This is a genomic window from Methylovulum psychrotolerans, assembly GCF_002209385.1.
GTDB lineage: Bacteria > Pseudomonadota > Gammaproteobacteria > Methylococcales > Methylomonadaceae > Methylovulum > Methylovulum psychrotolerans.
Map to the genome: position 1 here is coordinate 2993975 of NZ_CP022129.1, position 22991 is coordinate 3016965.

26 protein-coding genes are annotated in these 22991 nt (G+C 52.2%); 6 read left to right on the forward strand and 20 right to left on the reverse strand.

Annotated elements, in window-relative coordinates; all coding sequences use genetic code 11:
- Positions 1-92: 92 nt before the first annotated feature.
- From CEK71_RS13570 to CEK71_RS13625, 13 genes are read right to left on the reverse strand one after another with little or no spacing between them, the layout of a single operon-like run.
- Positions 93-533 carry a Mor transcription activator family protein gene (locus tag CEK71_RS13570; RefSeq protein ID WP_088619889.1) on the reverse strand — a complete coding sequence of 147 codons (441 nt, stop codon included), beginning with the start codon at positions 531-533 and terminating at the stop codon, positions 93-95.
- Positions 514-1110, reverse strand: coding sequence for a hypothetical protein (locus CEK71_RS13575; protein ID WP_088619890.1), 597 nt, complete (start codon positions 1108-1110; stop codon positions 514-516). The genes CEK71_RS13570 and CEK71_RS13575 overlap by 20 nt, the downstream gene beginning before the upstream one ends.
- A complete protein-coding gene (locus CEK71_RS13580) occupies positions 1107-1391 on the reverse strand; it encodes a hypothetical protein (RefSeq protein ID WP_157679254.1) in 285 nt (94 codons plus the stop codon). Before CEK71_RS13580 ends, CEK71_RS13575 begins: the two co-directional genes overlap by 4 nt.
- Before the next feature lie 3 nt (positions 1392-1394).
- Complete coding sequence (locus CEK71_RS13585; RefSeq protein WP_088619892.1) at positions 1395-1721, reverse strand: hypothetical protein; 327 nt, start codon at positions 1719-1721, stop codon at positions 1395-1397.
- A 14-nt stretch (positions 1722-1735) separates the two neighbouring features.
- Positions 1736-1927 (reverse strand): hypothetical protein, encoded by a 192-nt coding sequence (locus CEK71_RS13590; RefSeq protein WP_088619893.1) that lies wholly within the window; start codon positions 1925-1927, stop codon positions 1736-1738.
- Between the two features lie 2 nt (positions 1928-1929).
- Positions 1930-2658, reverse strand: a complete 729-nt coding sequence (locus CEK71_RS13595) for a DUF3164 family protein (protein ID WP_088619894.1) — start codon at positions 2656-2658, stop codon at positions 1930-1932.
- Positions 2645-2863 carry a hypothetical protein gene (locus CEK71_RS13600; protein ID WP_088619895.1) on the reverse strand — a complete coding sequence of 73 codons (219 nt, stop codon included), beginning with the start codon at positions 2861-2863 and terminating at the stop codon, positions 2645-2647. Before CEK71_RS13600 ends, CEK71_RS13595 begins: the two co-directional genes overlap by 14 nt.
- Positions 2863-3582 carry a DUF2786 domain-containing protein gene (locus CEK71_RS13605; RefSeq protein WP_157679256.1) on the reverse strand — a complete coding sequence of 240 codons (720 nt, stop codon included), beginning with the start codon at positions 3580-3582 and terminating at the stop codon, positions 2863-2865. Before CEK71_RS13605 ends, CEK71_RS13600 begins: the two co-directional genes overlap by 1 nt.
- The gene (locus CEK71_RS22670) at positions 3563-3850 is read right to left on the reverse strand and encodes a hypothetical protein (RefSeq protein WP_157679258.1); all 288 of its coding nucleotides are present in this window, start codon (positions 3848-3850) and stop codon (positions 3563-3565) included. The genes CEK71_RS13605 and CEK71_RS22670 overlap by 20 nt, the downstream gene beginning before the upstream one ends.
- 5 nt (positions 3851-3855) lie before the next feature.
- Positions 3856-4476: an ATP-binding protein gene (locus CEK71_RS13610; protein ID WP_088619897.1), complete on the reverse strand. Its 621-nt coding sequence runs from the start codon at positions 4474-4476 to the stop codon at positions 3856-3858.
- A gap of 21 nt (positions 4477-4497) precedes the next feature.
- Positions 4498-6651 (reverse strand): hypothetical protein, encoded by a 2154-nt coding sequence (locus CEK71_RS13615; RefSeq protein ID WP_088619898.1) that lies wholly within the window; start codon positions 6649-6651, stop codon positions 4498-4500.
- 28 nt (positions 6652-6679) lie between these two features.
- Entirely contained in the window at positions 6680-6919 is a 240-nt protein-coding gene (locus tag CEK71_RS13620) for a hypothetical protein (RefSeq protein WP_088619899.1), read from the reverse strand.
- Positions 6920-6944: 25 nt separating this feature from the next.
- Entirely contained in the window at positions 6945-7742 is a 798-nt protein-coding gene (locus tag CEK71_RS13625; protein ID WP_088619900.1) for a hypothetical protein, read from the reverse strand.
- 123 nt (positions 7743-7865) lie between these two features.
- Here CEK71_RS13625 and CEK71_RS13630 point away from each other — a divergent pair, with 123 nt between their 5' ends.
- Positions 7866-8252, forward strand: a complete 387-nt coding sequence (locus CEK71_RS13630; RefSeq protein ID WP_088619901.1) for a helix-turn-helix domain-containing protein — start codon at positions 7866-7868, stop codon at positions 8250-8252.
- A 489-nt stretch (positions 8253-8741) separates the two neighbouring features.
- The gene (locus CEK71_RS13635; RefSeq protein ID WP_232463642.1) at positions 8742-9680 is read left to right on the forward strand and encodes a helix-turn-helix domain-containing protein; all 939 of its coding nucleotides are present in this window, start codon (positions 8742-8744) and stop codon (positions 9678-9680) included.
- A 56-nt stretch (positions 9681-9736) separates the two neighbouring features.
- On the opposite strand, the gene msrA is transcribed toward CEK71_RS13635, so the two are convergent.
- From msrA to CEK71_RS13665, 6 genes are all read right to left on the reverse strand, one after another.
- Positions 9737-10771, reverse strand: a complete 1035-nt coding sequence (gene msrA, locus CEK71_RS13640) for a peptide-methionine (S)-S-oxide reductase MsrA (RefSeq protein WP_088619903.1) — start codon at positions 10769-10771, stop codon at positions 9737-9739.
- Between the two features lie 25 nt (positions 10772-10796).
- A complete protein-coding gene (locus tag CEK71_RS13645) occupies positions 10797-11735 on the reverse strand; it encodes a LysR family transcriptional regulator (RefSeq protein ID WP_088619904.1) in 939 nt (312 codons plus the stop codon).
- A 241-nt stretch (positions 11736-11976) separates the two neighbouring features.
- Positions 11977-14100, reverse strand: coding sequence for a molybdopterin-containing oxidoreductase family protein (locus tag CEK71_RS13650; RefSeq protein WP_088619905.1), 2124 nt, complete (start codon positions 14098-14100; stop codon positions 11977-11979).
- Between the two features lie 74 nt (positions 14101-14174).
- Positions 14175-14858: an SAM-dependent methyltransferase gene (locus CEK71_RS13655; RefSeq protein ID WP_088619906.1), complete on the reverse strand. Its 684-nt coding sequence runs from the start codon at positions 14856-14858 to the stop codon at positions 14175-14177.
- 93 nt (positions 14859-14951) lie between these two features.
- On the reverse strand, positions 14952-15455 hold the full coding sequence (locus CEK71_RS13660; RefSeq protein WP_088619907.1) for a DUF2380 domain-containing protein: 504 nt from the start codon (positions 15453-15455) through the stop codon (positions 14952-14954).
- Positions 15452-15901: a cupin domain-containing protein gene (locus CEK71_RS13665; RefSeq protein WP_088621619.1), complete on the reverse strand. Its 450-nt coding sequence runs from the start codon at positions 15899-15901 to the stop codon at positions 15452-15454. Before CEK71_RS13665 ends, CEK71_RS13660 begins: the two co-directional genes overlap by 4 nt.
- A gap of 179 nt (positions 15902-16080) precedes the next feature.
- Between CEK71_RS13665 and CEK71_RS13670 the strand changes: the two genes are divergently transcribed.
- Together CEK71_RS13670 and CEK71_RS13675 are read left to right on the forward strand one after the other, a co-directional pair.
- Positions 16081-17442 (forward strand): sensor histidine kinase, encoded by a 1362-nt coding sequence (locus CEK71_RS13670; RefSeq protein WP_088619908.1) that lies wholly within the window; start codon positions 16081-16083, stop codon positions 17440-17442.
- A complete protein-coding gene (locus CEK71_RS13675; protein WP_088619909.1) occupies positions 17439-18107 on the forward strand; it encodes a response regulator in 669 nt (222 codons plus the stop codon). The genes CEK71_RS13670 and CEK71_RS13675 overlap by 4 nt, the downstream gene beginning before the upstream one ends.
- A 166-nt stretch (positions 18108-18273) precedes the next feature.
- Here the strand turns inward: CEK71_RS13675 and CEK71_RS13680 are convergent, their stop codons facing one another.
- On the reverse strand, positions 18274-19500 hold the full coding sequence (locus CEK71_RS13680; protein WP_088619910.1) for a hypothetical protein: 1227 nt from the start codon (positions 19498-19500) through the stop codon (positions 18274-18276).
- 431 nt (positions 19501-19931) lie between these two features.
- On the opposite strand from CEK71_RS13680, the gene CEK71_RS13685 reads away from it, so the two are divergent.
- Positions 19932-20144 carry a hypothetical protein gene (locus CEK71_RS13685; protein ID WP_088619911.1) on the forward strand — a complete coding sequence of 71 codons (213 nt, stop codon included), beginning with the start codon at positions 19932-19934 and terminating at the stop codon, positions 20142-20144.
- A 145-nt stretch (positions 20145-20289) separates the two neighbouring features.
- Positions 20290-22929 (forward strand): nitrate reductase, encoded by a 2640-nt coding sequence (locus CEK71_RS13690; RefSeq protein ID WP_088619912.1) that lies wholly within the window; start codon positions 20290-20292, stop codon positions 22927-22929.
- Positions 22930-22991: the final 62 nt, after the last annotated feature.

Sequence of the window (22991 nt, forward strand, 5' to 3'; positions counted from 1 at the left end):
AAGACCCTCTTTTATTTAAGAGCAAAAAGTATAGCCAATAGCCCACCATAATTATATTAACTATTACCTTTTTTGGCCTTTACGGGATTTTTTCACAACCCGCCAAACAAATCCCCCTGCCGCCAGTCCGCCGCCAGCTTGGTGGACGGCTGCATTTCTATCTTTTCGATACTTCGCAAGGCTTTGCAGATGCCGCGCTCAGTCATTTTGTACTTTAACGCCAACGCACTATCAGTAAACCCGTCACGCCTGTCCTTAAGCATGGCGGCATTGCGTAACAGTAGTCTAATCTTGTCGCAGCGCGGTAAAGGAATAAACTCCATATCGCTATAATGGTTGCACAGTTTTTCGGCATCGGCTTGGCCGATAACATCAACCAACCAATGCCCGTCAAGCGACTTGGGTATCCAAAACCGTGTGCCGCCCTTGCTGCCGACCAGGGCAATTACCGCCTCCAGGCTAACCACGGTCAACATCGTTTTGATGCTGTCCGGCAGATGCTCTTCCAAAAAGCTAAACGGATGGTTTTCCATTATTCACCTTACTGTCTCTGGCCTCACGAATGGCGTTTTCAATTTTGGTAATTTGCGGCAATAGGGCTTCATCCTGGCTTTGCTGATAAAGCTTTTTGATATGCACCAAGTCAGCACTCAGCTTGCCGATGACTGTGTCTATTGCGTTTTTAGCCGCTTGCGGCGGGCCTTGGTGGTCTTTCCAGCGTTGCTCAAACAACCAGCCTTGGGCATATTTGCGCGACTGCCCCGGGACCAGCTCCCGCCGCGCCTCCTTACCCGCCGCCTCAATGATTTTCTGGTATTGCTCATCGCTCAAGTCGCCCAACTGCTGCCAATTCCGCGCCGCCTCGTTTCGCCCGGTCTTCAAAGCAAAAGCCTGCCAGAAGGCGTTAAAAAACCGCTTCTGACGGTCGTTTAGGGCTTCGTACCAGTCTTGGCTCTTGCGAGCCTTCGGCTGATCCGGTTTAGGATCTCCGTAACCGGCTTTGGTCAGCTCCGCCCACAGCCACTCGGCATGGGCGATCGCGGGTGCAAACTTGTCTTGGCCTGGACAGGTTCTGATAATCATTTCCTGGACAAATTGCACTTTGTTCATTGGATTTTCCGTATTTCCGCACCGCTTGGCAGCCATATACGGTTAACGCCTAACGGACGATGCCACTCAGGATGTTTCAATATCCCGCCACCAGAGGCTACGATTAAAGCATTGCGTATTTTCTCATGGTCGCCGCAGCTAATCGCCGACTCGTCAATCTGAAAATCATGCTTGCCAGTTGGTTCCACTTCTAGCGGCACAAGCAGCACATCAGCAGGCCACCAGCGATAAGGCGTACCAATTATTTCCGCCTGAGTCATATCCAGCATATAGGTTGCCATAAGTTACCGCCCCAAAAAATCCGCAGGCTCATCAGTGGCAGAAGCCGAACACTTATCAAATAGGTCTTTTTCTATCTGCACAAAAGCTTCGTGACCAGTCAGTTGTATGCTTTTAACTGGCTTGCCAAGTGCCTTGGATACGGCATCCATATAACGCCCCAACTCTACCTCGCTCAGCTTTAAAATGTGCAGCCCGTCAGGATGGCATTGCGCCATTACCGCCCCGCCGCCATTGCCTTTAAACAGCGCCGGATAAATCTCTTTTTTTTGCGCATCAGACCAAGGCATAAAGCCAGTGCGCCCACTTTCACCCATCACAAATTCAGACATAGCATCCCCTCAATTTATTGGTTTTCCAGTTCCCAGTCTTTACAACACTGGGCATTACACCAGCGACGGCCAGGCTCTACGGGTTCATCACAAAACAGGCATTTGCCGGTGGCCACCGCATTTGGTTCATCGCGGTGGCTACCGTACAAGGCTATTTTTTGCTCAAACTCGGCCTTGCTTGTCACTAAATCAACGTCATCAGCCATGATTACAGTCTCGCAATATCCAGTGGGATACTGATCCATTCGGCCTCTGGCGTGTCGCGGTACCAGAATTGCAGGTAAGACTTGCTGCCGACAACCTGAATGCTGTCGGCAATGTCTTCCATTGCTGATTTCCAGATAGGATTCTTAATTTTGTAGCGCCGTAACTCCAGCACTTTTTTAGCGTCAATATAGCCAGTTTTGTCAACTTCAAAGGTCTCATTAATCAACACCTTAATCACTTCGTCTACGTCACTGCTATGATCTTTGATTAGGCCTTTAAGCTTTTGCATGGCGCAGTTCAGTTTTTCGGTAAAAGCAATCCTATCCTGAATGCGTAAATTGATTTTTTGCGTGGAGCTGTAATTAATTAGCTGAATATTGCCCTTCCAAGGCTTTTTGTCCTTTTCGCTAATGCCTATTTTGGCCCCGTGTTCGTTGTTGCTGATTTCAACAAAGGCCTCTATATCCGAAAACACTTCCTGCTTGAACGCTTCAATCAGGGCGGACAACTCCAAGGCTTTTTTAATATGCTGGCCAGTCAGATCGTGGCGGGCGAGATCAACGGCACCAATAATGTCTAGCGGACACTGCCTACCTTTGGCATCAAGCAAAAAGGTGATGGCGACAGCTTCCGTGCGCTGTTGTTCGGCTTGTTTTTTTTGCTGCATCACGGCGGAATAAATGCCGCGTATGGCGGCAAGGCTGGATGAAATGGGGTTAGTGGTTTTCATGGGTTTCCTCAATAATCATAGAATCGTGTTTTATGCCGATATGCTTAAGCGTTTCCGCTAAGCTGCATATCAGATAGTCTGTTTTTGTCACCAAAGAAGATGCGGTAAAGTTGCCGATGATCCGGTAGCCGACTTGCTTTTCTCCAGTCACCGGGGCTGGTAGTTCGTAAAGTTCAATGATGTATTTAGGGGTAGATGCAGACATCAGAACAACTCCGCTTGACGTTGGTCAGTCAAGGCGGGTTTTTTGGCCGCTTTGGCCTGCACGGGTTTATGCAGCTTTACATCCGCTGCGGCATTAATCCCGGCAGCAATGGCATTATGGTCGCTGGTTTTTTTGGGTTGTGCGCCGGCCCTGTTGTCGATCTTTAGCTTATCGCCCCATTTGTTAGTTTTATAGGCGGCGATGGCGGTCTTTTCTTGCTCGGTACCGGAAAAATCAGCCACCTGCTCCGATATGCGCCATACCCACGCCTCACAAAACAGCGCGGCCATGCGGGTTCTGTTAGCAGGTTTATAGCGTTTTAGGGTGGCGGTATAGTCTGTCTTGGCTTTATTAAGCAGTCTGCGCAGCACGTCAAACGTGTAAGCCGCCAAGTCGGGCTTTGCGCCAATACCAATAAATACAGTAGTGCTGGCTGAATAGCCGCCGCCCGACTTGAAAACCCAACCGCAACCAAAGCTCTTGGCGATGATGGCAGCTAGGCTGCACAAGTAAGTGGGTGGCTTATATTTGCCGCCTGACTTACTGAGCGTTTCTTTAACAGAGGCCGCATCGACATCCGCCGCCGTCAGATTGTATTTTTCCAGCAGTTTTTGGGCTTGACGCTTAGCGGCTTCGGCCTCTCCTGAGTTACTTGAATTTGCCAAGGCTAGGCAGGCGGCTATTTTTCTGGCGATTTTTTTAAGTTCGGCTTCGGTCATTGCGGACTCCTTTTTGTTTAACGGATAGCGCGGCCATTTGGCGAAGCGAACGCAAGGCCGATAAGGTATCAAATGGCCGCACCTTACAGAGAAAGGCATCTATTTCTTCGCGATCCCAGTATCGCGTCGTGCCTTTATCCCCCAACAGCACAGGCTGCGGCGCATCGGCACGGCGGGCAAGCTGGAAAAAACCCTGCAATGACATCATGTGGCGGTCAGTGATTTGCACGGAGTTTTCCAAGTTTTGGGTGGGTTGTATTTTTGCCATAGCACCTACTCTATAAATTTCATCACGGTGTCAATGCCCACCGTAGTGATGTTGTTGGCCTTGATGTAATCGCGGCAATTTTTGATGTGGCTCATCATTTCGCGCATGTCGAAACTTGAGCCGTAAATGATGCTGAACGCATCAGGGTCAAAGTCGTCCGAAACAAGCTTAAACATGTCGCCCTCAGTCAATGGCTCCAACTTGATATGGGTCAGTCGACTTTTTACGTCCGGGTGGCGGTCTTTCAGCGCATCGAACAGTTCCGGCAGGCCTGCCAAGATAATGCTGCTGCCCGCGTCCATGACGATCTTTAGATAGGGATAAATCGCATGGGGCAAGTCCTGGGCCTCATCAATAATAATGGTGGCCGGATGCTCGCAGCGGTAATCAAGATAGCGGTCTTTGTGACGTGGATTGGCATCCTTAACCCCTGCAATCCTGGCCAGCAGCTGATAAAGGCTGCCCAGCGAACGCACCCTGACCGTGGTCGAGGTATTTTTCATCTGCTTAAGCAATGCGGTTTTTCCACAGCCATAGTTAGCGGTGATCAGCAGACTGTCCTTGCGGTCAATATGGCTCCTAATCGCACCCAGGCAATGCGCCCTGGCTTCATCGGTCACAAACATAATATTTCCTTTTTTCTAGGGTTATCCTGCATACGGCAGGATTTTGGTGGGGTTAGTCTCATCCAGATACCGCTTGACAGCCGACGAAAACAATCTGAACCCAATCACAGTGCCGGGAGCCATCGCATACTTGCCGGACTCTTTGTCCAGCAGCTCATTGGCTATCGTCAGGGTCAGGCCTTTTTTGACGTATTCGTTGAGCATCTTTTGGTCAACCAACATTTCAAAACCATCTTCTTTACTGCTTAACCGGCTGGCGATGCGGGTGGCTTCGGACTCCGAGTCGATCTTGTCTATTTTGGCCTTGCGGCTATCCGCTAATTTGGCCGATTTGGTGGGCGACACTAACGGATAGGCTTCGCCCAGAAATTTGCCGTCTTTGTCGCGGTTAAAAATCGCCAGCTTGTTATCGATCAAGCTGATTGTTATGTCGGTGCTGTCTTGGTTGCTCCACAATTGGCGGTCGTCAACGTAATACTTACCGGTGCGGAACGTGATGACCCCCTTCTTGCTGATGGTGGCGGTATGTTTTTCGTAGCCATAGCGGGTGCTGGCTTCTATATCTTTGGCGGCGAAAATGAAGGTGCTGCCTTCATACGCTCGTAAATACTCACTCCAACGCTCGTTGGGTATCCACTTGGCAGGCTTGCCGTTTTCGGTAAAGCGGTGTTGGCGGCTGTTGTGCAGGTGCATGTAATGCTCGGTCAGGCCGCTGGCGTTCAGTTCTTCCAGAGATATAGCCAGATAGTGCATGTCCTTTTCCTCCATCTTGTCGCCGTTTTTACACATCACCCGCTCGACTTTCGACACCCTGTCTTTAAAACGGTCAATAATGATCATTTCAAAGTCGTGGAAACGTTTGTGCGATGCCTCCAGGTGCGCTTTGTCACGCGGCTCACCTGCCCGTGCGTAATCGTCGATGAATTTAAAGCCGTCCGGGTAGGAATAGCCGGTTGTCCATTGCGAGCCGGTGTTCAGTTCATTCATGGGGCGGCGTAGGTTTAAAAATCCGCCCGCATTATCTGGCCTCAAAGCCATCGGCTTTTTCACAAACGTATTGCCGGCCAAAAACCGCTTGAAGATGTCGATGGAGTTCTCGCTGCTTTCTGACAAATAGGCCCGCATCGCCAACATCACCCGACTGCCCATGTCAAAAAACTCGATGTACACCACGGTTTTCCACTTGCCCTCATGGAGGATTTTGAAGAAATGCGACTTGACCCCGTCCATCATCACCAATGCGCCCACGTCTTCAGCCTCCCAAAAGCTCGGCGGCTTGACATCGGCATCATCGTCGGCACCGCCTTTCAGGTAATGCTTAAGGTCATGCGCCCTCACCACTGACCGCAGTTGGCTTTCGGTGATCGCGCAATCGAACTCTTGCTCCAACAGCAGCTGGAAAACCCCAATGCGGCGGCGCTTGCGGGTGATAAACTCACTGCTTTGGCGGTTACAGGCATTTTTTACCCGTTCGATAAAGCGGGTGATAACCGCTTCCGGCAGGCTGCTTTTCTTGCCAGCACAAGCCCTGCCGTCCATACCCTGATGCTTGTCCAGTAAGGCTCTGGGTATCACGCCCAGCTCGGCATAGCGTTTGCGGTAATACAGCGCTAAGGCGCGTTTGTTATCGCCTGTCTTACCCAGCAACTTGCGGTGCAGCAGGGTTTCAAAATCAGCGGACTCTACGGGGTCCAGTTGCCCCTGCATGATCTCGCCCGTTTGTGCGTCAACCAACCTGCCGCCGACCAATACGGTTTCTACACCCATATCTTTTCGCGGAAGTATTGCAGTTGCTTGCGTTTGTAACAGAAGGTCTGGTGGTGGCGTAAGGTTGGCCGTACTACTTTCCGCCATGCCGACCACCACAGCGGCGGACAGCAGGTCTTCAAGGCCTGTAGCGGCGGGTGGCGGGGACTTAAGCCCAACAAAGGACTCAGGCGCACCAGCACCGCAATTGACCATAACGCGCCGATCAGGCTGCATAAGTGTGGGGATGACAACTTCAACATTTTCTAATCCTTCCGCTTCTTCTTGTGTGGCGGGTTTATTGTTGGTTACGTCCCAAAGGATAAGGTAAGCGGGCTTGCCTTTGTTTTGGGTGCTTTGGCGGATGACAAGGGCTTGTCTTTTGTAGCACTTGGCCGCAATGGCTCTTCTAAGGCTTGTATGAGACATTGCTGTCATCCGCATCAACTCTTTCACGCTAAGCCACCTGACGCTCATCTTCGCAATCCTTATCGGTGGCAGGCTGGGCATTGGATGCTTCTATCAGTTTAGCAACCAGCTCCAGACCGTTAGAGCCGTTAGTTATCCCCATCAACACCCGACGGGCATAGCTGGGGTCTACGCCCGTATCCAGGCAATACCGATTAAACGATGTGCCTTTAAGGACAAAGCCTGCCCGAACTGCATCAACAAGGGGCTTGCCTGTGGTGACTTGCATGGTAAATCTCCCTGTTTATCAGTGTTTATCGGTAAGCTGGGCCAACAAAAATATTGTCCAGCGTAGGCTCTGAGGCATCCACTTCAACCAGCCTAATGCCGTGCTGGCCAATCAAAGGCGGCAACAAGGTAAATCCTCCGGTCAAGAAGTAGGTCAAGGCGTTGCGGTTATACAGCTCAAACCGCAAGATAATGTCGGTAAGCGCTTGCAGGGCGCAGGTAAACAGGCCTGTTTCTTCGATGTAATCATCGGTCAGACCATTGCAGGGGTATTGTCGGCAAGCGGCGATAATTTGGCTCAGGTACTCTTCTGTTAATAGGCTTGTGTCCAACTCATACACCACATGGCCGACGTTTTCCCACTCGACCATACGATATTGCTTGGCGGGTTCTGTAGTGGGAGGTACAAAATTATCGGCAGGTATGGCCTTATAGAAGCGCATGGCGGCATCTATAAGGGGTGATGGGTCAAGGGCGAAAATACCGTTGTCGACGGCGTATTGCTCCAGGGCGGCAAGGGCTTCTTCCTTGGCTTCACCTAAAAATAAATGCAGGCTAGGCGATGCGGCAAGGTCATTCAGTATCCAGCCTGATTTTTTCCCCAGCTCAAAATCAACAAACCGGGTTATGCCTGCCCCGGCCTTCGTTACCACAACGGCATCACGCAATATGTCAAAGCGCTGTTCTCTTTTAAGCAAGTCGGCAACTTGCAATTTAAGCCGATCGTCTTCGCTTTGGCTTATTTCGGTAATGTCTTTTTCGCGCAGGGTTACTGGGTTTTTTGGTGGCGCAGGAAGGGTGACTCGGGCGGTTTCTGTGATCATAAAATCCTCGGCTTTGATTTGTTGGCTGGTTTTCGCTATTGTTTGTCCGGCTAGTCTATTTTTTAGACTAGCTTGGAAACATATTAATTCGTAACTACGAACAAATCAACAGGAAAATTCGGAATGACAACATTAAACGAAAGAATTCTAAAGGTAAGAAAAGACAAGTCTCTGAAGCAAAATGAATTTGCTGAATTAATAGGGGTTTCAAGAAGTACGCTTTCGGAGGTTGAAAGCGGAAAAACAAAGCCATCTACAGACATTATTGTCGGAATTGCGAACAGCTTTGATGATGTAAATACAGACTGGCTTTTGACGGGAAAGGGGGATATGTACAGAATTAAACAGCCGCTAACTCCGATATCGGAGCATCAGGCGCAAGTGATTGTGCAATTGTACGGAGACTTAAACAAAGAACAGCAACAAGAGATTTTATCAGCTATACAAAAAGAAAAACGACTGAACGAACTAGCTGAAACAGTTAGCCAGTTACAAAAAAAGGTAGGTTGAAGGGGCGGTGGTTGACAGGCAAGTCACATAAGCAAATAATTAGCAGGAGGTATTTATTTTTGAATATTTGCATGATAACCGCCCCAATACAAAAACAAAAGTATAGTAGCTAGGCGATACTATCTTACCGGTCCTCTAGCTCTTGGCTTATACTTGCGGTGCTGCCAAAAATACGAATCGGCTTTGCGCTCAAGTCATGCGCAAATATGCCGGTGCATGGCTATTTAGGAATGGCTATTTAGGAATGGCTATTTAGGAATGGCTATTTAGGAATGGCTATTTAGGAATGGCTATTTAGGAATGGCTATTTACAGAATTTATAAGTTAATGAAATTAAACCGATAAATTCCGTAAATACCCACAAAATCCCATAAAAACGTGAAAGAATTAGCGCAACAATGCCAAAATACCCGTAAAGAATACTCTCAGCAATCAACTGACACGAGGTTTTTGCACAGCTTAAAGGAAGCAATGCCGTCAACACGGGGCGTGAAATATTCAACCGAAGATTTTGCGCCGCCTGAGCGGCTAGACTGGTTGCGCGAAGTGATAGGCCGGGAATATGCCAATGTTGAGATTACGCCGCCCGATGCCGGGGTGTTTAACGAGATGGTTATTTATGCTTGGGAGCAACTCCGTTTGTCGGTCATCCGCTCCGATGCCATTACCCTGCAACGCTTGCCGCGCGAGCCGGATTTGATCAGCCAGGATGCCTATTTCGCCGTCATCCATTTGTCCGGCTGCTACCGCTTATTGCAAAATGGCCGGGAAGTTTTTTTACAGCCCGGCGACATGACCTTATACGATGCCACGCTACCGCATCACATCGTTTGTCCGCAGCCCTTCTCAAAACTGCTGGTTTCCATTCCGCGCCCCTTGCTCAGGGAACGGGTTGCAGGCATCGAACACTGCACGGCATTGCACATTCCGGGGCGGCTGGGGATCGGGTCGGTAGCGGCTGGCTTTATCCGCTCTTGCGCCCATCAAGCCGAACAATTACAGGCGGGGGAGTTTTCCCTGCTCTCCGAACACGCGCTGGATTTGTTGGTGCTGGCACTGGCCACCGTGCGGCCTAGCCATTTCAAGCTGTCCAAAAGCCGCGCTATGGCACTGCACCGGGTTAAGGCGTTTATAGAAAATAATTTGTCTTGCCCAAGCTTAAACCCCGCCGCTGTCAGTGCAGGTACAGGCCTGTCGCCTAGGTATATCAGCCTACTGTTTAAAGAAGAGGACAATTCACTGATGCGTTATGTTTGGCAACGCAGGCTGGAAAGTTGCCGGAAAGAGCTGTTAAACCCTATCCATGCCGGACACCGCATCTGTGACATCGCCTTTCGCTGGGGCTTTAACGATTTGTCTCATTTTAGCCGCCTGTTTAAGCAGCACTTCGGGTGTTCGCCTAGCGACTACCGGGAAGGCCATAAATAGGCATCTGCCAAGCTCATAATTGGGTAGGCAGTAAAGCAGCCCCCTGCCCTTTTCGCCTACTTGGCCGTTGCCTCACTTAACCATTGCCAAAATGGTTGCGCACCTTGATAGCCCGTATAGCGGGCCACTTCATGTTGTTTTTGAAACAAAACCATGGTGGGGGTGGCGAATAATGCCTGATTAAGTGTCCAGCCCTTAGGCGGTGCGGTCAGATAGGTGGCGACAATGGGCAAGGGGTTGTGCCAAACCGACAACACGTCTTTGTCGAATCGCTTGCAATAGCCGCAGTCAACGCTTTCAAAGACAATCAGTTGCTCTTGGCTGTTAAGCACGATGGCTTGCCAACTTTGCCCAGCGCCGCCAGGGTTTGCGGCTAGTTGTGCGCTCTGGGCATGTCCGCCCTGCATGGGCTTATTGGGGTCGGCATAGGCGATGCCGGTCCCGCCCAAACCGCAATAGCCCAGCGGGTTTTTCTCTAAATAATCCTGATGATAGCTTTCGGCGGAGGTATAGTTTTTTAAGGGGGCAATTTCAGTGGTAATGGGCAGGGCAATGCCTGCCGCTGCTAAATTGTTTTGGTAGATGGCGCGGGTTTGCTCTGCCCAGTGGCGTTCTTCATCGGTACGGTAAAAGATCGCGCTACGGTAGTTGCTGCCAATATCGTTGCCTTGGCGATTGCCTTGGGCGGGGTTGTGGTTTTCCCAAAACTGGATCAAGACTTGTTCAAGGCTGGTTTGTTTGGGGTCGTAATAAACTTTAACCACTTCGGCATGGTTGGTTATGGCCTTACCTTCCTGTATGGCGGCTTCGGTGTCATGGAGCGTTTGGTAACTGGGTTGGACAAGGTCGCCGCCCGCATAACCCGCCTCAACATCCAATACGCCCGCTAAAGCTTGCATACGTTTTTCAGCCCCCCAAAAACAGCCCATGCCTAAGACGATATAAGGGGTATCGGCATTGACAGCCGCTTTATTCAAGGAAGGATTACGGCTTTTGCCCTCCAGCAAGCCCGGATTCAGAAACACCCAAACCGCGACGGCTAAAACACCTATCATAAGCAAAGACCCTAGGGCGCGATACCGTCTGTTCATAAATCTGTCCTGCTTTGAAGGTAAGTTACGTTAAAAATTGCGATGGCTGCTTCCCTATAGCGATCAATGAATCAAACCGCTGTTGCAAATCTAACTGTTGGGCTATGCGCCAAGCGGCATCCTGTATGGGGGACAGCAAATCCTGACGGCGGACAATCAGCCCTACTTCCCTTGCTAGCTCAGGCGTTAGCGCTAGTGCGGTGACTTCCTGATGAAGCTCAAACTGGCTTAACAGGCTGTGCGGCACGACACTGTAAAGGCCTGCACTGCGGACGTGGGCGTAGAGCGCGAAGATGGAATCTGTTTCCAACATGACATTGGGGGTGACATTGGCTTCGCGGAACGCGGCATCAATCAGGCGGCGGTTTTGCATATTTTGGGTCAACAAACATAAGGGGAATCCGGCAATATCGCCCCACCCCAAAGGCTTGTTAAGCAAACTGGGGGCAGGATTACGCGCCAGCACCACATACCGCTCCCGGTATAGCGGTAAGGTTTTAAAGCCCTTGAGCCTGTGGTCTTCCAGATAGGTTAACCCTAAATCCAGTTCAAAGCTATCGAGTTGGCGCATCAATTCTTCTGCGCACAGTGATACCAGTTTGATGGCGATGCCGGGATATTCGGCTTGCCAGGGGCCGGTTAACAGCGGAGTGACGGCCAGCGTGGTCGGAATGGCGCCGATCCGTAAAACCCCGGTCAGTTGTTGGCTATACTGGGCAGCCGCTTGGCGCATCCCTTCCCAATTCTGGGCTAAAATACGCGCCCATTGCAAAACCCGCTCACCTTCTTCGGTAAAACCTTGATAACGCTGGCCGCGCTTAATAATGGTAATGCCCAGTTCTTCTTCAAGGTGCTGTATCGCGGTAGACAAGGCGGGTTGGGAAACATGGCTAATTTCAGCCGCGCGTCCGAAATGGCCAGTTTTGGCGAGTGCGAGTAGGTAATGGATTTGCCGGATAAACATGTGGGGTATGCTGTATTGTTATATAGTTAATTATATAACGCAATTGGTAATGCTACGGCATTGTATTGAGGATTTGCTGATGGCGAACGGCAAGCGAAGGAATAAGTGGGAAATAATTCGGGCAAACGGAGCGCGGGCAAGATGCCCGCGCTCCAAAAACATTGTCTATGCCTATCGTGCAATGGCTAAAGGCCATTGCACTCCATTCTGTGTATATTGACCAACTTTTTTCTGCCCGTCGCTAAGCCACCGCCTCCAATTGCACCAAATTATCCGAAAAAGACGGGGCGTTGCCCATATTGACCAATTCAGCCGAGCTGATACTGTTCACCGTGCCGGTGTTTAATTGCCGCCAATAGCCCAAGGTCGCCACAATCAAACCCGGATTAACATCAGCCGTGATTCTGGCATCGCCTTCAAACGCGCCCCTATCATTAAAAACCCGTACCTTATCGCCGTGCTTAATGCCGCGCTCGTCAGCATCAAGGGCGTTGACCAGGACAAATTGCTCGCCTTGGCCTTGGATTTTCTGCGCCATATTAGCGTAGCAGGAGTTAAGGAAACCGTGGCTTTTCGGTGACACGATACTTAAGGGGAATTTTTTGGCCAGTTCAGGGTTGGTGGCGGGAGTTTCCCGCGACGGCACATAATCGGGTAAGGGATCTAACAGCTCACCTGACTGGAAGCCGTCGTACATTTGCCGGAACGGGCCGGCGACAAAGTTGGTCGCCCCTTCGGCTTTGAGTTGGCATTTGCCGGACGGGGTCGGGAAGTTACCCGATTTATGGGGGGCGCGGTCATCTTTGGTACCGACCTTCAGGCGGGCAAAGCCGTGTTCGCGCAAATACGCCAGATCAATGCCTTCACAAGCGGGGGCATTCCAATCGACGTAATTCTCCAAACATTCGCTATCAGACCAGCGGAAATTTTCTTCCTGATACCCTAAACGGGCCGCGAGGCGGCGGAAAATTTCGTTATTGGGAATGGCCTCGCCAGGGGCTTCCACGCATTTGGCGTTATAGGTCAGGTATAAATGCCCCCATGACAGAATCATGTCTTCCATTTCCGCGCCCATCGCGGCGGGCAGCAGAATATCGGCATACGCGGCGGTATCGGAAATGAAATGTTCTGCCGACACTAAGAACAGGTCTTCATTCAATAAGCCTTGGACAATCTTATCGGTTTCCGGGGCTTGGGTAACGGGGTTGGCATTCCAACACATCATGGCTTTAATCGGTGCGCCAGCGGGTGGTTGGTCGGTCAAGGCGCGGCCTAACTGTAAGGCGTTAATGACGCGGGTGCCTTCGGGGATTAAGTCCGGGCGGCAAATCACGTCAAATTTATACGGATGCTCCCAGACCGGAAATTGCAAGGCCCCGCCACCGACATAACGCCACGCGCCAGTCAATGCGGGTAGGCAACTGACGGCGCGGATGGTCTGCCCGCCGCCTTTATGCCGCTCTAAGGCTACACCTAAGCGGATCGCCGCTGGCTGGGTGCTGGCATATTCGCGGGCTAAGGTACGGATAGTAGCGGCGGGTATGCCAGTAATGGTTTCCGCCCATTCGGGGGTGCGGGTTTGGGCGCGTTCTTTCAGTTCGTCAAAACCAACGGTATAGTTATCGACATAATCCTGATCGAGCAAGCCTTCTTCGATGATGGTATGGATCATCGCCATAGCTAATGCCCCATCCGTACCCGGTTTGGGGGCGATATGCCAATCGGCTTCTTTGGCAGTTTTTGAGGCGTAAGCATCAATCACCACCACTTTCGCGCCTTTTTTCTGGGCTTCTTTGACGATATGCCAATGGTGCAAATTGGTGCTGACCGAGTTGCAAGCCCAAATAATAATGTATTTGGCATGGATGAAGCTTTCGGGGTCTACGCCTGCTGTTGGGCCTACGGTCAGTAACCACGCGGTACTGGAGCCTTCGCCGCAAAAGGTGCGCTCGGTGACGGTCGCACCCATGCGGTTAAAAAACGCATCGCCGCCGTTCAGGCCATGCACCAAGCCTTGGTTGCCCAAATAGCTGTACGGCACAATCGCTTGTGGGCCGTGTTCGGCAATAATGGCTTGCCAGCGGCTGACTATTTCATCTAACGCCTCATCCCAACTGATACGCGTAAACTGTTTGCTGCCTTTAGGGCCAGTACGGCGCATTGGGTATAACAAGCGGTCGGGATGATAATGGCGTTTTTCGTAATCCTTTAACTTAACGCATAAACCACCCCGCGTCATCGGATGCTCGGCATTACCCTTAACGCCAGTCAATTTGCCGTCGGTCACTTCAAACACCATAGAGCAGGTGTCAGGACAATCATGCGGACAACCGCCATGATGGGTGGTTTTTACTGCGTTAGCCATGTTTTTATTCCTTTCAGGTTAAAAGTGTGCGGATAATAGCGCAACCGGGTTGCTTGCACCAATTTAATACATTTTCAAGAGGGTTTTAGCACCCATAGTGTGTTGCCACCACGTTGAAATTCATAATCAACCCGTCTTTCTTCACTGTTAAACCCTTGTTCAGCAAGCTTAGCCTTGACTATCGGCAAATGCGGGGAAGGCGAACCATTTAATGACAATAATGGAAATACCCGCACTTCTTTGGCGACCCGTAACATGTCCAATAAGGCTTGGATATGGAATTCCGCCGACAAATGGTCACTGTACAAAAACAGAAAATGCGACGATAAGGCAAGCCCAAAACTTTGGTCGGGAAACGGTAACGACGGCAGTTCCCCGGTGACATACCGCCCCGCCTGTTGGCCAGCCTCGAAATCGGCAAGAAATAGCGCCATCGCCGACATTCTGATTTGCCCCAACTGCTCTACCGAAGTGATGCTGTCCCAGACAAAATTGTCTTGGTTTTTGAACGTTTGCGCCATGACCACCGGATAGGTTTCGGCAATACGGGTCTGAATTTGGGCGCGGCCAAACGCATAAATCGGATCCAGCGAAACCACATCGCCGCCACGTTCGGTCAATTGCGCGTTAAAACTGGCGGGGCCGTCGCCACAGCCCAGTATCCGCTGTTGCAGGTCGGCCTCGCCCAGCGCAAACATATTGACATATTCGTGATATGACCGTCCCCACGGTACTATTTTATCGAGTGTAAAGCCCATCGTTATCTGTTGGCCTGTTAGGTTAAGCTAAAACCGGTTAAGATAACGCTAGCCCAGCAGTGGCACAAGGTTTTTATCTGCCTCGTGTTGTCATTATTTGCCAATAATTGCGCTGATTTTTTTCGCCAACGCGCTAACCGCGTGTTCGCTGACGCTTGGGTGGCTACCTTTCAGTTCAATATCGACACTGGCGGCCAGCGTTTGCGTTTTGGCGTTGACAATATGCACCTTGAGATAGGAATACAAAAAACTGGGCTTGCTGTGTTGGCCGACAATAACCCAATCGGCATTATCTTGATGGCCTAATTGGGCGGCAAGATCAGAGAAATGGAACAAATACCCGAACCCGCCGTTAGCGGCGGCTTGGCGTTCTGGGCTAATGGTTACCACGTCATAAGCGTTATCGGCTTGCTGTAATGCCGCCTCTAACAAAGGCCGGAACCCCGCCGTGCGCTGTTGCTCTTGCGGGGTATTGGGTAAAGAGCTGATGTCGTCCAGTTCAAACGCCAAAACCGCAATGCGTTGGTTGGCTGCGCTACAAGGGCTGAAAAGTGCGGACACTGCCCAAAAAATTGCCGCGACGGTAAAAGGCTTCATGATACGGCTCCTAAGGCAGGTTGGTTTTGGTACAGGCTGATAAAATCGGCCATACTGAGACTGGCGACAGTCTGTTGGTCGTCATCAAGAATTTCGTATAGCACACCTGTGCTGCCGCGTATGCTAAAAAAGACTACCGTATCGGTAGGCCCGCCACCTTCACGGTGCGGGTCGTTGCTAGGCGGGCTGACGGTATAACTGCCCAAGCCCCTCACTTCTTTCAGCGTACCGTCTGGCCGATACAGCCGATGCTCGCCTTGGATAACAAAAGTATGGTTTAAGGCTTTATGCCGATGCAAGACAATCTGTTGTTGGGCGGTAAACTTAAACAACACGTCAATCGTGGTGTTCGCTTCGTCAATATTCAGGATGTAATAGGCTAAATGGGCAAAGCCGTCAAGGGTTTGCCAGTTGATAAGAGTATCGTCAAATAAATGCGTTGCCATAGGTGGGTTGCTCACGGTTAGGTTTAGGACAAGCGCAGTGTAAAGGCTTAGCCCGCCGCCGTAAGCCGAGATTTGCCCGAAAAACACGGGCAATTTGCCCGCCGTTACTCCCCCCGCTTTCCAGATCACCGCCCTACCCTTAGAATGGTGGCTTGTCTGGGCTGCTGGGTTTTCTCCTCATGAACTTACTCCATCATTTGTTATCGCGAATTGTCGCCGTCGCCTTACTGTGCTTATTGGCCAGTACGGCTTATGTGTTGGCTGACAATGACCGCACCGCCAAACAGGCGACTTGGCGTATTACCGAAGCCTTGGCTAAGCAACTGAGCTTCCAGCAATTGCAAATCAGCAGCGGTTTTACTGGCGCGTCGCCATTCCCTGATTTTAGCTTGTGGAAACAGACCCGCCCAATCGCGGGGCTTTGTGTCAAATTTACCGCCGCTAATAGCCAACAGGCACACAGTTTATGCACGGGCGAAGAGCTTGCCAGCCCCGCTGTGCCGCCTTATTTTACCACCCTGTACCGCTGGTTTTTTACCCCCGGCTTGGCAATGACGCAAACCATTACCTTGAATGGCCGGACTTATGGCCTATTGACGGTAACACCCAGTGCCGATTTGGAAGTCACCCAAGCCTGGGAGAATAGCCGCCGTTTGCTGGGGCTGTCGGTAACGACGGTGTTTGCTGTGTGCGTGTTGGTGTATCTGAGCATCCGCCGCGCCCTGTATCCGGCACAGACCATTGTGCAAGGCTTGGCGGCTCTGGAACGGGGTGAGTTGGCCTACCGCTTGCCGCCGTTTGCCTTAGCTGAATGGCAACGCATTGCCGAAGCCATTAACCAACTGGCGGCCAGCCAAGCGCAATTGCTCGGCGAACGCCAACGGCTAGCAGTGCAATTGCTGAATCTGCAAGAAGAAGAGCGGCGTTATTTGGCGCAGGAACTGCATGATGAATTTGGCCAATGTTTGGCCGCTATTAATGCGGTGACGGCTTCCATTGCCCAAACGGCGGCGCAACACTGCCCGGAAATCTTGGCCGACACCGGACACATCAGCCAAATCACCGGACACATGCTCAACAGCGTCCGTAGCTTATTGGCTCGCTTACGCCCCGCCGAACTTGACGAACTGGGTTTAGCCGCCAGTTTGCAGGGCTTAATTGCCAATTGGAATGCCCATAGCGGCACTAAAACCCAGTATCGGCTGACCATCAGCGGCGCTTGCGGATGCTTGCCCGAAGCCTTGGCGCTGACCCTGTTCCGTATCAGCCAAGAATGCCTGACCAATATCGCCAAACATGCCGCCGCCACCACCGCCGACCTGACGCTGGCTGTCGGTATGGATACGGTCGATTTAACCGTTACCGATAACGGCAGCAGTAGCCACCTGCCCTTGCCGCCAACGAACGGCATCGGTTTGCTGGGTATCCGTGAGCGGGTCACGGCCTTGCAGGGGCAGTTAAGCTTCCGGCTTAACCAACCGCAAGGCTTGCAAGTCGCCATTAGCCTACCTTTGCAGACAACCACCGGAGCCGCCTTATGAGTATCCGCATCTTATTAGTGGACGACCATGCCATTGTCCGCGCCGGCTATCTGGCGTTGTTGGCAAAGCAAAGCGATTTGCAGGTGGTCGCCGAAGCCGCTGACGGCAACCAAGCGTACCAAGCCTTCAAGGCACATAGCCCGGATGTGGTCATCACTGATTTGTCGTTGCCGGGTATCAGCGGTTTGGAAGTGATCGCGCGTATCAAACAGCGTGATGCCAAAGCCAAAATACTGGTGTTCAGTATGCACCAACAACCCAGCTTTGCCTTACAAGCCACCCGCGCGGGAGCGTTAGGCTATATCACCAAAAGCAGCCCGCCAGAGGAATTATTGCGGGCTATCCACGATGTTTATGCGGGCCACCCTACCCTCAGTGCCGATATTGCCCAGGCGTTAGCCTTGGCGCAAGTGGGCGGCGAACGCATGGCCTTAGAGTCCTTAACCGTGCGCGAGTTTGAGATCCTACGCTTGCTGGTCGAAGCCAAAAGTGCCGAAGAGATTGCCCAAATCCTGAACATCAGTGCAAAAACTGTCTGTAACAGCCATTATCTGATTAAGCGCAAGCTGGGCGTGGACAGTGACATAGCCTTGACCCGCTTAGCCTTACGCTTAAATGTGGTCAGTTTATTGGACGTATCGGCTATGGCGACACATTCCCCATAGTACAGAGCCGAATCTGCACCCTTCCCGCCACCCGCCAGCGGCGGGGACTATCGCGGCTAAGCCCGCTTCGTTATGGTCGGTTAAAGCGGCCAGTTGTGGGCATCGTCTATCACTTGTAAATGCGCGTAAGCCTGAACAACTGCGTAATTCCAATATGATTGGGCTACTATTTTATTGAGCTGGCAGATGCTTTAATCTCACTGTAGGTGTAGGTAAAGCTAGGGTCGTAATAGGTGTTGTTCCATACCGTCACCGCCCGTCCGGTTGCCGCCGCCACCGCTGTGGGGCTGGGTTCGGTGTAAGTGCCGGTCATATCGCCATCCAAGGTGGTATTTACCCAAGCCGTTGTGCCTGCCATAAGCACCGATACGCCCATGCTTGAGCCGAGTACACCTAATGGCAGGGTCGGGAAGTTGTCAACCCAACCGACGACAAAGGAACCGGCGGGTGTGGCGGCTATCTGAAAACTGCCTATATTGCCTGACGGGTCGGTGATGTAAGGGGCTACAGGGTCTATTTTCCAAATGTTGCTACCTGCCTTTAAGGTGGCGGCTTGTAGGGGGGCGGGGCCGACAACAGGATAATAGCTATTATAAACCGCTACCGCCGCGCCTTTGGCCGACATGGCGATGCCCGTAGGCACGGCTGGAACGCCGCCGTCGATAGTCGCTTTTGCTGTCCAACTCCCATCGGTCGGCGACCGGCGTGACCACTGCACACCCAACAAGGCATCGCTGAACACTGCGATGGCGGCACCGTTATCTGGAATGGCAACGACGGGAGGGGTGCCATAGGTCAGCGAACCCAAATCAGTCAAACCCGTCCAGACCCCGGCGGTATTCCGGCTGGTAACAATGGCCGGACTGCCGCCCCGGATGGCTCTAGACGGAGCGCCCAGCGCGACTGCCGCCTCTCCGCGCTTATTCACCGCAAGTTGGATAAAGGTATAGCAACCCTCGCCTATTTTTTGGGGGGTATCCCAGCCGCCCGCCGCTTTGCCCAGTGCCGTCATGATGGCACACGAGGCCGTCGTGCTGGTGGTGGTTTTTTCAACCCAAACCAAGGTTGCGGTCGGCGTTGCCGGGAGTGTGGTCTGGTCGTCGTAACGCACCTGGGCATTCAATACGGTTGTTCCCGTTGTCGCGGGAATTGCGGCCGGTACGCTCCACTGGCCGTTACGGTAAAAGCTGGCTTGAACATCGGCTAACGCTGCGGCATTTGGCTGTACCGAAAATAATGCCACTGCTTCACCGAGTGACGACTGTGCCAAAGCCAATACATTAGCGGTCTGGCCTGTTACCGACGGCACTAAGGTAACGGCGTTCAGCCATTTGTTGTTCAGCCTGACGCGGGCCTGCACGGCAGTTGTGCCTTTTAGGGGTACAGCCGACATACGTGTAAAAATAGGACATAGCAGCTATCCTAAGCCGCATTGCAGAGGCCATGCAAAATTCAATTGCAACCGGCTATCTTTCCATCCCGTCGACGATATTAATTTTTACGACGAATTGTCGGCACAAGGCGCGGATGTTCGCCCCTTCTTGGCAGGCCAATAGGACAAATTCTTTTCGGGCTGACATTAGGGTGACCTCTTTCCAAGGCATGAACTTTTTCCGGTAGGTTAAAATTCACGCATTCTAAAGTGTTACCCATGTCCCCGAACATGTGTTACCTATGTCTCCAGTCCATACAGGGGAGGCTGGGAGGGGGTTACAGAGATACCAATATTAAATGTTAAAAGATATATGCACTCCCTCTTAACGCGTTACGCTCCGAAACCAAGATATTCCGGCACAAACCTTACACGACAGGAAGGAAGCAACCATGCAAGCCATTGAATTTGAAGCAACCGCAGTCAACCATACTATCCATTTGCCGGATTCCGTACCTGATGGTGTGAATTTGCGGGTTTTAGTGTTATTAGACGAAATAGCCGCACCCCACAATACAGACCTTAAAACCTTATTGGCAGGTATCACCGAAGGCTTAACAGATGAGGATTTGACGCGTCCGTATGATGTAGGTAGGGAGCTTTAAGTGGGCTATTTACTAGATACCAACGTCATTTCAGAATTGCAAAAAGGCAAACGGACTCCCCCCAGCGTAAGCCATTGGTATAGCAGTACGGCTGACGCGCGTACGCTTTTCCCCAAAACAAAATACGAATGACTAAACTTTTATTATGACCCAAACCATCAACACCACCTGCCCCTACTGCGGCGTAGGCTGCGGCGTTAACGCAACAGTTAGCGCCAGTAACCGCCACATCCAGATTAAAGGTGACCAAAGCCATCCCGCCAATTTTGGCAGGCTTTGCTCTAAGGGTTCGGCACTGGGTGAGACCGTCGGGCTGGCGGAGCGCTTGCTGGAGCCGCGCATCAACGGGCAAACCGCCAGTTGGGAAGCGGCTTTGGATCTGGTCGCCGACACCTTACTCAAAACCATAGCGGCACACGGTAAAGACAGTGTCGCCATTTACGGCTCAGGGCAGTTACTGACCGAAGACTACTATGTCGCCAATAAGCTGATGAAAGGCTTTATCGGTAACGCCAACATCGACACCAATAGCCGCTTGTGCATGTCCTCTTCAGTGGCGGGGCATAAACGCGCCTTCGGTTCCGATACCGTACCCGGCTGCTACGCCGATTTCGAACACGCCGACCTTATTGTCCTGATCGGCTCCAACACCGCTTGGTGCCATCCGGTCAGTTTCCAACGTATCCGCACCGCCAAAGAAGCCAATCCGCGCTTAAAAATCGTCGTCATCGATCCGCGCCGCACCGCCACCTGCGATATTGCCGACCTGCACCTCCCCTTGGCGGCGGGTTCCGACACCACGCTGTTTAACGGCCTGCTCACGCATTTGTCAGCCTCGGCCTTGGCGGACGGCTATATCCGACAACACACCCAAGGCTTTGCTGAAGCTCTAACCGCCGCCAGCAGCGCCGATATGGCGCAAGTGGCGGCCGATTGCCTGCTCAATCCTGCCGATGTGGCCTTATTTTTCGCTTGGTTTACCGCCACCGAAAAAGTCATGAGCCTCTACAGCCAAGGGGTTAACCAATCCACGTCGGGGACTGATAAAGTCAACGCCATCATCAACTGCCATTTGGCGACCGGACGCATCGGCAAACCGGGCATGGGGCCATTTTCCCTGACCGGACAACCCAATGCCATGGGCGGGCGCGAAGTCGGCGGCTTATCGCACCAACTGGCGGCACACATGGATTTTGCCACCCCTGGCGATATTGACCGGGTGGCGCGGTTTTGGCAAACCGATAATATCCCAGCCCAAGGCGGCTTACCGGCGGTAGCCCTATTCGATGCCATCTACGAAGGGAAAGTGAAAGCTGTCTGGATTATGGGCACCAATCCGGTGGTCAGCCTGCCCAATGCCGATAAAGTCAAACAAGCTCTGCAAGGCTGTGATTTTGTCGTGGTCTCCGATTGTATCGCCGACACCGACACCACCGCCCTAGCGCATGTATTACTGCCTGCCCAAGGTTGGAGCGAAAAAAACGGCACAGTGACCAACTCCGAGCGGCGGATTTCCCGGCAACGCAATCTATTTAACGGCGCGGGTAACGCCAAACCGGATTGGTGGATTATTTGCCAAGTCGCCCAACGCATGGGCTTTGGCAACGCCTTCGCCTTCCAACATCCGGCAGAGATTTTCCGCGAACACGCCGCCCTGTCCGGCTTTGAAAACCATGGCAGCCGCGATTTTGACATCTCTGCGTTCGCGGACATCAGCTTAACCGATTACGATAACTTCCAACCCATGCAATGGCCCGTCAATGCCGAAAACCCACAAGGCACGGCGCGGCTGTTTGCCGACGGGCGGTTTTTCACCCCCTCCGGCAAAGCCCAATTTATCGCCATAACCCCTAGACCACCCGCCAACCTGCCCGATACCGATTATCCGCTGATCTTAAATACGGGCCGCCTGCGAGACCAATGGCACACCATGACCCGCACCGCCCTTGCCAGCAAACTTAACCAGCACAAACCGGAACCGTTTGTCGAAGTACATCCCACCGATGCCGAACGCTTCGGGCTGGCACACAACAGCTTGGCGACGCTAGACAGCCGCTGGGGCAGCATGACGGCACGGGTACACATTACCGACGGCCAAAAACTCGGCAACCTATTTGTCCCTATGCACTGGACGGCACAATATGCCAGCCACGGGCGCATGGGGGCGTTAGTCAATCCGGCGGTCGACCCGGTCTCCAAACAACCGGAATGCAAACACACCCCCGCGCGGATCCGTACTTACCCAGCGGCGTGGTACGGGTTTATCTTAGCGCGACAACCGTTAACCCTTAGCGGTACGGCGTATTGGGTAAAAGTAAAGGGCGAGCAATTTTACCGCTATGAACTGGCCGGCGAACACCTGCCGACCACTTGGCAAGCCTGGGCGCAAAACCAGCTTGGCGAAGACGGTACGGGGCAATGGCAGGAATATCAAGATGCCAGCAACGGCAATTACCGCGCCGCCCGGCTAGTCGGCCAGCAATTAGATTGCGTGGTCTTTATCGCCACCCACCCCAACCTGCCCGAACGCAACTGGCTGACCAGCCTGTTTGTCAAAGCCGCCTTAAGCGATGCCGAGCGGCGGGCTTTGTTGACCGGCAAGCCGCCCTTAGGCGTTGCCGATGTCGGCACGATAGTCTGCGCCTGTTTTAATGTCGGCGAAAAAACCATCCGCACCGCCATACAGGAACAAGGCCTGAAAACGCCACAAGAAGTCGGGCGGTGCTTAAAAGCGGGGACTAACTGCGGCTCTTGTGTGCCGGAGATTAAGACCTTGCTGGGATAGGCCTAGGAGCGCGGGCATCTTGCCCGCGCCCCATCGATGAAAACGCTGCACGATAATAACTA

What these genes read in the sequence shown, in the direction of transcription:
- CEK71_RS13570 (WP_088619889.1), bottom strand. Translation starts at nt 533, where the DNA reads ATGGAAAACCATCCGTTTAGCTTTTTGGAAGAGCATCTGCCGGACAGC.
- CEK71_RS13575 (WP_088619890.1), bottom strand. Translation starts at nt 1,110, where the DNA reads ATGAACAAAGTGCAATTTGTCCAGGAAATGATTATCAGAACCTGTCCA.
- CEK71_RS13580 (WP_157679254.1), bottom strand. Translation starts at nt 1,391, where the DNA reads ATGGCAACCTATATGCTGGATATGACTCAGGCGGAAATAATTGGTACG.
- CEK71_RS13585 (WP_088619892.1), bottom strand. Translation starts at nt 1,721, where the DNA reads ATGTCTGAATTTGTGATGGGTGAAAGTGGGCGCACTGGCTTTATGCCT.
- CEK71_RS13590 (WP_088619893.1), bottom strand. Translation starts at nt 1,927, where the DNA reads ATGGCTGATGACGTTGATTTAGTGACAAGCAAGGCCGAGTTTGAGCAA.
- CEK71_RS13595 (WP_088619894.1), bottom strand. Translation starts at nt 2,658, where the DNA reads ATGAAAACCACTAACCCCATTTCATCCAGCCTTGCCGCCATACGCGGC.
- CEK71_RS13600 (WP_088619895.1), bottom strand. Translation starts at nt 2,863, where the DNA reads ATGTCTGCATCTACCCCTAAATACATCATTGAACTTTACGAACTACCA.
- CEK71_RS13605 (WP_157679256.1), bottom strand. Translation starts at nt 3,582, where the DNA reads ATGACCGAAGCCGAACTTAAAAAAATCGCCAGAAAAATAGCCGCCTGC.
- CEK71_RS22670 (WP_157679258.1), bottom strand. Translation starts at nt 3,850, where the DNA reads ATGGCAAAAATACAACCCACCCAAAACTTGGAAAACTCCGTGCAAATC.
- CEK71_RS13610 (WP_088619897.1), bottom strand. Translation starts at nt 4,476, where the DNA reads ATGTTTGTGACCGATGAAGCCAGGGCGCATTGCCTGGGTGCGATTAGG.
- CEK71_RS13615 (WP_088619898.1), bottom strand. Translation starts at nt 6,651, where the DNA reads ATGTCTCATACAAGCCTTAGAAGAGCCATTGCGGCCAAGTGCTACAAA.
- CEK71_RS13620 (WP_088619899.1), bottom strand. Translation starts at nt 6,919, where the DNA reads ATGCAAGTCACCACAGGCAAGCCCCTTGTTGATGCAGTTCGGGCAGGC.
- CEK71_RS13625 (WP_088619900.1), bottom strand. Translation starts at nt 7,742, where the DNA reads ATGATCACAGAAACCGCCCGAGTCACCCTTCCTGCGCCACCAAAAAAC.
- CEK71_RS13630 (WP_088619901.1), top strand. Translation starts at nt 7,866, where the DNA reads ATGACAACATTAAACGAAAGAATTCTAAAGGTAAGAAAAGACAAGTCT.
- msrA (WP_088619903.1), bottom strand. Translation starts at nt 10,771, where the DNA reads ATGAACAGACGGTATCGCGCCCTAGGGTCTTTGCTTATGATAGGTGTT.
- CEK71_RS13645 (WP_088619904.1), bottom strand. Translation starts at nt 11,735, where the DNA reads ATGTTTATCCGGCAAATCCATTACCTACTCGCACTCGCCAAAACTGGC.
- CEK71_RS13650 (WP_088619905.1), bottom strand. Translation starts at nt 14,100, where the DNA reads ATGGCTAACGCAGTAAAAACCACCCATCATGGCGGTTGTCCGCATGAT.
- CEK71_RS13655 (WP_088619906.1), bottom strand. Translation starts at nt 14,858, where the DNA reads ATGGGCTTTACACTCGATAAAATAGTACCGTGGGGACGGTCATATCAC.
- CEK71_RS13660 (WP_088619907.1), bottom strand. Translation starts at nt 15,455, where the DNA reads ATGAAGCCTTTTACCGTCGCGGCAATTTTTTGGGCAGTGTCCGCACTT.
- CEK71_RS13665 (WP_088621619.1), bottom strand. Translation starts at nt 15,901, where the DNA reads ATGGCAACGCATTTATTTGACGATACTCTTATCAACTGGCAAACCCTT.
- CEK71_RS13670 (WP_088619908.1), top strand. Translation starts at nt 16,081, where the DNA reads ATGAACTTACTCCATCATTTGTTATCGCGAATTGTCGCCGTCGCCTTA.
- CEK71_RS13675 (WP_088619909.1), top strand. Translation starts at nt 17,439, where the DNA reads ATGAGTATCCGCATCTTATTAGTGGACGACCATGCCATTGTCCGCGCC.
- CEK71_RS13680 (WP_088619910.1), bottom strand. Translation starts at nt 19,500, where the DNA reads ATGTCGGCTGTACCCCTAAAAGGCACAACTGCCGTGCAGGCCCGCGTC.
- CEK71_RS13685 (WP_088619911.1), top strand. Translation starts at nt 19,932, where the DNA reads ATGCAAGCCATTGAATTTGAAGCAACCGCAGTCAACCATACTATCCAT.
- CEK71_RS13690 (WP_088619912.1), top strand. Translation starts at nt 20,290, where the DNA reads ATGACCCAAACCATCAACACCACCTGCCCCTACTGCGGCGTAGGCTGC.